Here is an 8,848-nt window from a genome sequence, read left to right as displayed (position 1 = left end):
AGACCCACGACCTCAGCATCGGCCTGCTGAGCTCCGCGACGGCAGACGACCTGATCATCGGCGGAACAACCATCAACGCCGACCCTGCGCTCGTCGTCCAGCTCCTGACGTTCTACGCGGCCCACGAGCAAGCACGTCCCGAGCTGGGAACAGAAGCCTCTCTGCAACGGGTGCAGGCGGGACGCTTCGACGTCTGAGCTGCCCGCTCAGAGTGTGCTGCGCATGCGGATGATCTTGCGGCGCAGCACGACGGTGCGCTGCCCGGTGCCGTCCTTGCGCAGCCGGTCGAGCTCCCAGCCCTGGTACTCCGCCGCATCGGTCAGCATGCGGCACACGGCCGAGCGTGACTTCGTGCGGTCGATCGTGAGCTTCCAGAACTCGTACTCGATCATCCGCGACTCCTTCAGATGCCTTTTCATCGATCGGCTCCTGACACGTCGTCCAGGGCCTGGATGATCTCGGGGGGCAGCTCGAGATCCTCCGAGGCGAGATTCTCCTGCAGCTGCGCCGTCGTACGTGCTCCGACGATCGCCGACGACACGGTGGGACGGGCGACCAGCCACGCCAGGGCCACGTGGGCGATGGTGACGCCCAGCCCTTCGGACGCGCGGGCCAGCGCCTCCACGATGCTGGCCTTCTGGGGAGTCAGGTGGGCCCCGACGAATTGCTCCCAGGCCGGGTCGGCCGCACGAGAGTCTGCCGGGACACCGACGCGGTACTTGCCCGACAGCACACCACGGCCGAGCGGCGACCAGGCCAGGATGCCCATGCCAAGGTGCTCGGCAGCCGGGACGACCTCGGCTTCGGGGTCACGGTTGACGAGGGAGTACTCGACCTGGGTGCTCACGAGCGGCAGCGCGTCGGCGCGGCCGGCCAGCCACGTCTGCGCAACACCGGTCTGCCATCCGGTGAAGTTCGAGATGCCGACGTAGCGGGTGCGGCCAGTGCGGACGGCGTGCTCGAGTGTCCCGAGCATCTCCTCCATCGGCACGTCCGGATCTGGTGTGTGGATCTGCCAGAGGTCGAGGTGGTCGGTGCCGAGCTGACGCAACGACTGGTCGAGCTGGTCCAGAAGCGTGCCCCTCGACCCGTCGCGCTCGGCCTGCCCATGGCGCCAGATGAAGCCTGCCTTGCCGGCGAGAACGATGCGCTCGCGGGTCTGGGTCTTCGACAGCAGCGTGCCGAGCATCTCTTCGCACGCTCCACCGCCGTAGATGGGCGCTGTGTCGACCAGCGTGCCTCCCGAGTCGAGGAAGACGGCCAGCTGGTCCTCGGCCTCGTAGGCATCGACAGAGGCTCCCCACGGCATCGTGCCAAGGGCAAGTCGCGAGACCTCCAGCCCGGAGCGACCGACACGGCGATACTGCATGGCGCAAGGCTAGTCGGAACGGTGAAGCGCCGCCGGTAGGCTCGCGTCGTGGATTTCCTACGAGCCGTGGTCCTGGGCAGCATCCAGGGCCTGACAGAGTTCCTCCCCATCTCCAGCAGTGCCCACCTCGCCATCTTCCCGAAGTTCTTCGGCTGGGACGATCCAGGTGCGGCATTCACGGCTGTGATCCAGATCGGCACCGAGCTTGCCGTCGTCATCTACTTCTGGCGCGACATCGTCACGATCGCAACGGGTTGGCTGAAAGGCCTCGTGAGCGCGGAGGCGCGGGCCGAGCTCGAGTGGCGCATGGGGTGGTTCGTCATCATCGGGTCCGTGCCGATCGTCGTTCTCGGGCTGCTGTTCCAGGAGACCATCAAGCACGAGTTCAGGCGGGTCGCGCTCATTGCGGTCGCCCTCATCGTGTTCGGCCTGATCCTCGGGTTCGCCGAGCGGGTCGGACTCAAGAACCGACCGATCGAGAAGCTCACCACCCGAGACGCCGTCCTGTTCGGCCTCGCACAGGCATGCGCGCTGTTCCCCGGGGTGTCGCGATCCGGTGGCACCATCAGCATGGGCCTGCTGCTCGGCTACGACCGTCGGGCGGCCACCCGTTACGCCTTCCTGCTTGCGATACCTGCTGTGCTCGGTGCTGGCATCTTCAACCTCAAGGACATCCCCGGTCAGGCCAACGCCTATGGCACGGGTCCCACGATCGTCGCGACGATCGTGTCGTTCTTCGTCGGCCTGGCGGTCATCCATCTGCTTTTGCAGTACGTCAGTCACAAGTCGTACGCACCGTTCGTCATCTACCGGGTGGCGCTCGGCGTGCTGGTGCTCGTGCTGGTGGCCACCGGCACGCTGTCGTCGACCGTCACAGTCAGCTAGAGCCAGCCGGAACGCTTGAACCGCCAGTAGATGTAACCGCAGAGCGCCCCGATGACCCCGACGGTCAACGGGTATCCGAACGTCCAGGTGAGCTCGGGCATGTGCTCGAAGTTCATCCCGTAGATGCCCGCGATCGCGGTCGGGACGGCGAAGATCGTCGCGCCGGCCGTCAGCTTGCGCATGTCCTCGTTCTGCTGGACGCTCAGCTGGGCGAGGTGCGCCTGCAGCGCGTTGTCGAGCAGGTGATCGATGCTGTCGATCGCCTCGGCCGCCCTCGTCAGGTGATCGGCGATGTCACGAAAGTACGGTCGCGCATCCTCCGGGGTGGCCGACATCGAGAAGCGGTGCACGGGGTCTCGCAGCGGGACGACGGCCCTGCGGAACTCCAACGTCTCGCGCTTCAACCGGTAGATACGGGTCGAGTCGTTCGAGCGCTGGTTCGAGAACACCGACGTCTCGACCTCCTGCACGTCGACCTCGAGCTCGCTGGCCACCGCCTCGTAGTGGTCGACGATGCTGTCGACAACGGCGTACAACGCGGCTGTCGGACCATGCGACAACGGCTCGATCATGCGCTCGGCAGCCTTGCGAGCATCTCGCAACGACGGGCCACCGTGTCGCACTGTCAAGAGGTAGTTGGGCCCGAGGAAGATGTTGACCTCGTGCGTCGTGATGTCGTCGTCGCTGTAGGCAACGGTCCGAATCGACATGAACAGGTGGTCCTGATAACGCTCGACCTTGGGTCGCTGGTGCGCCTCGAGCGCATCCTCGACGGCGAGCGGGTGGAGTCCCAACGCGTCACCGACCTGATGCATCTCGTCCTGGGTGGGGTTTCCGATGCCGATCCAGAGGAAGTCGTCCTCACCGAGGCCGGCAAGCGCTTCGTCGAGTGCGTTCCTGTCGTGCTCGGTCGTTTCGCGGACCCCGTCGCGGTAGACAGCGCAGTCGATGATCACGTCGACATTCTGCCTGACCCGTCACCCCACAGCCGTCGACATGCCGCAACCGACGGGCCGATACGCTCGGAGCATGCGCAGTTGGTCCGTTCCCGACGTCCCGTCACTCAGTGATCTCGGACTCGGGGTGGGTCCCGCGGTGATGATCTTCGACACCGCCGCCAACGGCACGACGCCGACCGACCCCGAGGGCTCGGCGCGTCTCTACGTCTGCGGCATCACCCCCTACGACGCGACGCACATGGGGCACGCAGCCACGTACCTGACGTTCGACCTGCTCCAGCGGGCCTGGCGCGACCGGGGCCTCGACGTCCACTACACGCAGAACGTCACCGATGTCGATGATCCGTTGCTCGAGCGGGCGCTGGTCACTGGTGTCGAGTGGTCAGAGCTCGCGGAGCGCGAGATACAGCTCTTCCGCGAGGACATGACGGCACTGCGCATCATCCCGCCGGCGAACTACATCGGTGCCGTCGAGTCGATCAACCTCGTCGTCGACCTCATCGACCGGCTCGACACGGCCGGGGCCGTCTACCCCGTCGACGACGACCTCTACTTCGACGTACATGCCGACGACGCGTTCGGCACCGTCTCCGGATTCGACGAGGAGATGATGCTGCGCATCTTCCCCGAGCGCGGAGGAGACCCTGATCGGGCCGGCAAAAAAGACCCCCTGGACTGTTTGCTCTGGCAGGCCGAGCGGCCGAACGAGCCGTCGTGGGAGACCCGCCTCGGTCGGGGCCGGCCGGGCTGGCACATCGAGTGCACCGCCATCGCCCTGCACCACCTCGGCGAGACCTTCGACGTCCAGGGCGGCGGATCCGACCTGGTGTTCCCCCACCACGAGATGTCGGCCTCAGAAGCCCGGGTCGCCACCGGCGAGCCCTTCGCCCGCGCCTACGTCCACGCCGGGATGGTCGGCTTCGAGGGCGAAAAGATGTCGAAGTCCAAGGGCAACCTGGTGCTCGTCTCTAAGCTCCGCGCCGACGGTCGCGACCCCATGGCGATCAGACTTGCGCTCCTCGCCCATCACTACCGCAGCGACTGGGAGTGGTTCGGCGACGAGATCACCGCTGCGGAGGCGCAGCTCGCACGGTGGCGTGCTGCGGTCGCCCGCAAGATGGCGCCGTCCGGTCACGCGGTGCTCGACAGCATCCGCACGGCGCTGGCTGACGACCTCGACGCCCCCGCAGCCCTGGCCGCAGTCGATGCTTGGGCAGCCGACGACACCGCGGGGGATCCCCAGGCCGGTCGCACGGTGCGCACCGCGATCGACGCACTCCTCGGCGTCGCGCTCTAGCTCGCATGTTGCCCTTCCGCACCGATATGCCGAGCAAGAGCTTTCGGCCTGGGGGACAGTGAGACATGCCGCGCGCGAGACACAACACGCCCTTGGTCTGGGGTGCGACCCCCGCCGAGGTCGACGCTCACCATCGGGGCGAGAAGTTCGTCCAGCCCGGCTCGACGCGTGCCGTTCGAGCGGTCGACGTCGATGCCGATCACGAGACGGTCTTTCTCTGGCTGTGCCAGCTGCGCCGTGCGCCGTACAGCTACGACCTCGTCGACAACCTCGGCAGACGTAGCCCCCGCAAACCCGATCCCGCCATGAGGAACCTCGAGCTGGGGCAGACATTCATGATGGGGTTCCGGCTCGTCGACTTCGAGCCGGGGCGCAGTCTCACGCTGATGCCCAAGGCCGGTGGAGCCACCCGGCTGATGGGCGCACAGGTGCTGACGTACGAGGCGCGCACGGCTCAGGACGGGCGAACCCGTCTCGTGTGCGTCCTTGAGATACCGCCGAAACGGGGCATCGCGCGCAGCGCACGACTGCAGGCTCTCCTGTGGGGCGACCTGGTCATGATGCGCAAGCAGCTGCGCACCTTGGCTTCGCTGGCCGAGCGCGCCTAGAAGCCACCCCCCTGGTGGTTTTGGGGCCTTGGCTGAGTGCGTTGTCGCCCCAGCTCACCGCCGATGCGTCCACCGTAGGGCCTGCCGTGGTCGGCGTACTCGTCACGGACGTATGACATCCTCCATGGGCCGAGCTCGACCCGCGAACCGGTGTGCAAGGTCTGCCGGGGCAGCTGCTTTCCCGCCACCGTGGTGAAGAGGCGGGTGCTGCGAGCCACCAAGACGTACTCGTCGTTGTCAGCCCGGATGATCTCCGCGTGGAGCTCGTCGAGGCCCTCAAGACGCAGGTCGACGTCGTCGCCGGAGCCGATCTTGGTCACCCCCGGCTTGAGGTAGAACACCCCCAGCCCTCCGTTGGCCCTCTTGTCGGCCAGGTAGAGCCTCGGCTCGCCCCCACCGGACGGATCGTGCGTCGTCGTGACGACGCGTGACCTACGAAGCAGAGTCGGCAGAACAGGCCACATCGTGCCCGGTGGCAGCTCGGCAGCCTCCAGCTTCACTGCACCGGGCGCAGAGCGCCGCCGAGCCCGCACGGCCATCAGGCCCTGTTTCAGGCTGCCGATCTTCATGTACGGCGACCGGGTGACAAGGCGCGAGAAGGGCGCGCTGCCGACGAGCCCGAGGGTGACCACGATGCCGTCAGGCCCACGGACAATGACAGTGAGGCCATATCGCGCGACCTCCGCGGCGACCCTGCGAACCTCTGCCCGGGACGGTTGACCGGCAATCGCCATCAACTCGTCGCTCTTCACCTCGACATGGCTGCCGATGGCGCGCACCGAGCCGCTGATGAGCGAAGCCCCCTGCGTGTCGGACGCCGGTGTCTCGATGCTGAAGGCCAGGTCGGCCTCGAGCCGCAGTGCCGCGGGCATGTCCTAGCCTCGGTGCTGGTCGGCGCCGGGACGGTCGTCGTCGCTCGTCGTGATGCGCAGCGTTCCGTTGAGCTTCCACGTCGCACGGGGGGCCTCGGACCCGGTGTCACGGGGCACCTCGATGGCCATGTCCACGAACTGGTAGTTGACGGCGGCGCCCTTGCCGGTGAGGTAGGACCACATCTCCTGACCGAGATCGGTCCAGTCGGTGACAGGCTGGACGGTTCCCGTGGACGTGGCGGTGTGGGTCGGGCTCTGGTCTGTGGTCATGGAATCTCCTCGAGTGTGCGCGAAGGCAGAGGTGCTGTCCGCCCTCCGAGCGTGACACCTATCGGCGCTCGCGCAACTTGTGATCGGACTCAGTCCGTGTCGTCGCTGCGGCGGCGGAGGTAGCGCTCGAACTCCCGCGCGATGGCGTCACCCGACGCCTCCGGCAGCTCACTGGTGTCGCGCTCGTTCTCCAGTGCCTCGACGTACTCAGCGATCTCGGTGTCGTTGGCGGTCAGGTCCTCGGCGCCGCGTTGCCACGCCTCGGTCATCTCGACCAGGACACCCTGGGGGAGTGGCATGCCCACAGCGTCCTCGAGGGCCCCGAGCAGGGCGAGGGTCGCCTTGGGGCACGGTGGCTCGGCGAGGTAGTGGGGGACTGCCGCCCACAGCGACGCCGTCGCGATGCCGTCGAGGGACGCCATCTCGTTGAGGATCGAGGTGATGCCGACGGGGCCGGAGTAGCGGGACGGCTCCAGCGACATCCGCTCCATCAGCGCGGGGTCGGTCGTGGACCCGCTGACCGGCACCGGTCGGGTGTGTGGGGAGTCGGCGAGCAGCGCCCCAAGCGTGATGAGATTGGTGACGCCGGCGAGCTTGGCGACACCGATGACCGTCGAGCAGAAGCCTTTCCAGCGAAAGTTGGGCTCGGGCGCGCGCAGGAGCAGGACGTCACGATCGCCGCGATCGGGTCGGGCGTGGAAGATCATCGGCGCGGGCCACGTGATGAGCCGCTCACCCTCGTCGCCCGCGTGCACCTGGGGTCGGTGGACCTGGAAGTCGTAGTAGTCCTCCGGGTCGAGCTCGATCAGCAGCTCGGCGTCCCACTCCTCGATGAGGTGATCGACGACACCCGACGCTGCGTCCCCGGCATCGTTCCAGCCTTCGAAGGCCGCAACCATCCACGGGTCCCGCAGCTGCGGGATGTTGACGTTTTCGCTCACACGCTCTCGCTCACAGAAATCAGCCTAACCTTGCCGCGGACCCGGGTACTACTCGTTCTCCGTGCGGTAGCCCAGGTTGGGCGACAACCACTTCTCTGCCTCGTCGACGCTCCACCCCTTGCGGCCTGCGTAGTCCTCGACCTGGTCGCGCCCGATGCGGCCGACCACGAAGTATTGCGACTCGGGGTGCGAGAAGTAGAGCCCGCTGACTGCCGCTCCGGGCCACATGGCCATGCTCTCGGTGAGCTGGATGCCGGTGTTGGTCTCGACGTCGAGGAGCTGCCAGATGGTTTGCTTCTCGGTGTGCTCGGGACAGGCCGGGTAGCCGGGCGCTGGGCGGATCCCCTCGTACTTCTCCTTGATCAGTGCCTCGCTGTCGAGGGCCTCGTTGGGGGCGTGCGCCCAGAACTCCTTGCGCACCCGCTCGTGGAGACGCTCGGCGAATGCCTCGGCAAGCCGGTCGGCGAGCGACTCCAGCAAGATCGCGCTGTAGTCGTCGAGGTCCTTCCGGAACTCAGCGATCTTGACCTCGATGCCGAGGCCGGTGGTCACCGCGAACGCGCCGATGTAGTCGCGAAGACCCGTGTCGATGGGTGCGATGTAGTCGGCGAGCGAGCGGTGGGGCACGCCCTCGCGGTGTTCACCCTGCTGACGGAGCTGGTGCAGTGTCAGCTTGACGTCGGTGCGCGACTCGTCGGTGTAGACGTCGATGTCGTCACCAGTGACCTGGTTCGCAGGGAACAGCCCGAAGACCCCGTTGGCACGGATCCACTTCTCCGCGATGAGCTGGTCGAGCATGACCTGCGCGTCCTCGAAGAGCTTGCGGGCGGCTTCACCGGACAACGGGTTGTTGAGGATGTCGGGAAACTTGCCCTTCATCTCCCACGCGTTGAAGAACGGCTGCCAGTCGATGTACTTGCGCAGCTCGTCCAGCGAGTAGTCGGTCAAGGTCTTGACGAACTGGGTCACCTCACCGTGACGGTGATCGCAGTCCGGGCCGGTGCACGTGTCCTTGGCCTGCTGGAGCAGCATGCGGGGCCTCGGCGGCTGGTAGCCGGACCAGTCGATGGGCGTGGCGCCTGAACGGGCACCGGCGATGGTCAGCAACGACCGGGTGTCCTGGCGGGCGGCGTGGCGCTCACGCAACGACTCGTAGTCGGCCTCGGTGTCGGCCAGCAGGCCGGGTCGCTGCTCGTCGGACAGGAGCGCCGCCACGACGGGCACCGAACGCGACGCGTCTTTCACCCAGATGACCGGACCGTGGTACTTCTGAGCGACCTTGACCGCGGTGTGGGCGCGCGACGTCGTCGCTCCACCGATCATCAGCGGGATGTCGAAGCCTTGCCGCTCCATCTCCACCGCGAAGTTGACCATCTCGTCGAGCGACGGCGTGATGAGCCCGGAGAGGCCGATGACGTCGGCGCCCTCCGCCTTGGCCGCGTCGAGAATCTTCTGTGCCGGCACCATCACGCCGAGGTCGACGACGTCGTAGTTGTTGCACTGCAGCACCACGCCGACGATGTTCTTCCCGATGTCGTGGACGTCGCCCTTGACCGTCGCCATCACGACCTTGCCGTTGCTGCGCTCGGCGTCGCCGGGCTGCTTCTCAGCCTCGATGTACGGGATCAGGTAGGCAACGGCCTTCTT

At 66.8% G+C, this 8,848-nt stretch carries 11 protein-coding genes; 4 read left to right on the top strand and 7 right to left on the bottom strand.

Annotated elements, in window-relative coordinates; translation table 11 throughout:
* A partial coding sequence (locus H7290_RS18520; RefSeq protein WP_290515495.1) for a hypothetical protein occupies positions 1–197 on the top strand: 197 nt, incomplete at its 5' end.
* Positions 198–206: 9 nt separating this feature from the next.
* Here H7290_RS18520 and H7290_RS18515 read toward each other — a convergent pair.
* Both H7290_RS18515 and H7290_RS18510 read right to left on the bottom strand, forming a co-directional pair.
* Positions 207–419 carry a DUF5703 family protein gene (locus tag H7290_RS18515; protein WP_290515494.1) on the bottom strand — a complete coding sequence of 71 codons (213 nt, stop codon included), beginning with the start codon at positions 417–419 and terminating at the stop codon, positions 207–209.
* Complete coding sequence (locus H7290_RS18510) at positions 416–1,369, bottom strand: aldo/keto reductase (protein ID WP_290515493.1); 954 nt, start codon at positions 1,367–1,369, stop codon at positions 416–418. Before H7290_RS18510 ends, H7290_RS18515 begins: the two co-directional genes overlap by 4 nt.
* Before the next feature lie 48 nt (positions 1,370–1,417).
* On the opposite strand from H7290_RS18510, the gene H7290_RS18505 reads away from it, so the two are divergent.
* Entirely contained in the window at positions 1,418–2,254 is an 837-nt protein-coding gene (locus H7290_RS18505) for an undecaprenyl-diphosphate phosphatase (RefSeq protein WP_290515492.1), read from the top strand.
* Here H7290_RS18505 and corA read toward each other — a convergent pair.
* A complete protein-coding gene (gene corA / locus H7290_RS18500) occupies positions 2,251–3,210 on the bottom strand; it encodes a magnesium/cobalt transporter CorA (RefSeq protein WP_290515491.1) in 960 nt (319 codons plus the stop codon). The two genes, H7290_RS18505 and corA, sit on opposite strands and share 4 nt — an antisense overlap.
* 73 nt (positions 3,211–3,283) lie before the next feature.
* On the opposite strand from corA, the gene mshC reads away from it, so the two are divergent.
* A complete protein-coding gene (gene mshC / locus H7290_RS18495) occupies positions 3,284–4,510 on the top strand; it encodes a cysteine--1-D-myo-inosityl 2-amino-2-deoxy-alpha-D-glucopyranoside ligase (RefSeq protein ID WP_290515490.1) in 1,227 nt (408 codons plus the stop codon).
* Positions 4,511–4,575: 65 nt separating this feature from the next.
* Positions 4,576–5,118: a hypothetical protein gene (locus H7290_RS18490; protein WP_290515489.1), complete on the top strand. Its 543-nt coding sequence runs from the start codon at positions 4,576–4,578 to the stop codon at positions 5,116–5,118.
* On the opposite strand, the gene H7290_RS18485 is transcribed toward H7290_RS18490, so the two are convergent.
* From H7290_RS18485 to H7290_RS18470, 4 genes are all read right to left on the bottom strand, one after another.
* Positions 5,115–5,990 carry an FHA domain-containing protein gene (locus tag H7290_RS18485; protein WP_290515488.1) on the bottom strand — a complete coding sequence of 292 codons (876 nt, stop codon included), beginning with the start codon at positions 5,988–5,990 and terminating at the stop codon, positions 5,115–5,117. The genes H7290_RS18490 and H7290_RS18485 overlap by 4 nt on opposite strands.
* A gap of 3 nt (positions 5,991–5,993) precedes the next feature.
* Positions 5,994–6,260, bottom strand: a complete 267-nt coding sequence (locus H7290_RS18480) for a hypothetical protein (protein ID WP_290515487.1) — start codon at positions 6,258–6,260, stop codon at positions 5,994–5,996.
* Positions 6,261–6,349: 89 nt separating this feature from the next.
* A complete protein-coding gene (locus H7290_RS18475) occupies positions 6,350–7,201 on the bottom strand; it encodes a PAC2 family protein (protein ID WP_290515486.1) in 852 nt (283 codons plus the stop codon).
* Positions 7,202–7,249: 48 nt separating this feature from the next.
* Positions 7,250–8,848, bottom strand: a 1,599-nt coding sequence (locus tag H7290_RS18470) for a vitamin B12 dependent-methionine synthase activation domain-containing protein (protein ID WP_290515485.1), incomplete at its 5' end; no start/stop codon positions are given.

It is taken from the genome of Aeromicrobium sp. (assembly GCF_014378035.1).
Classification (GTDB): domain Bacteria; phylum Actinomycetota; class Actinomycetes; order Propionibacteriales; family Nocardioidaceae; genus Aeromicrobium.
Note: the sequence above shows the minus strand (reverse complement) of the source record. Positions and strands in the feature narration are given on the sequence as shown.

Excerpts from the sequence above, each read along its gene's own strand:
- H7290_RS18515 (WP_290515494.1), bottom strand. The coding sequence starts at position 419 with ATGAAAAGGCATCTGAAGGAGTCGCGGATGATCGAGTACGAGTTCTGG.
- H7290_RS18510 (WP_290515493.1), bottom strand. The coding sequence starts at position 1,369 with ATGCAGTATCGCCGTGTCGGTCGCTCCGGGCTGGAGGTCTCGCGACTT.
- mshC (WP_290515490.1), top strand. The coding sequence starts at position 3,284 with ATGCGCAGTTGGTCCGTTCCCGACGTCCCGTCACTCAGTGATCTCGGA.
- H7290_RS18490 (WP_290515489.1), top strand. The coding sequence starts at position 4,576 with ATGCCGCGCGCGAGACACAACACGCCCTTGGTCTGGGGTGCGACCCCC.
- H7290_RS18485 (WP_290515488.1), bottom strand. The coding sequence starts at position 5,990 with ATGCCCGCGGCACTGCGGCTCGAGGCCGACCTGGCCTTCAGCATCGAG.
- H7290_RS18480 (WP_290515487.1), bottom strand. The coding sequence starts at position 6,260 with ATGACCACAGACCAGAGCCCGACCCACACCGCCACGTCCACGGGAACC.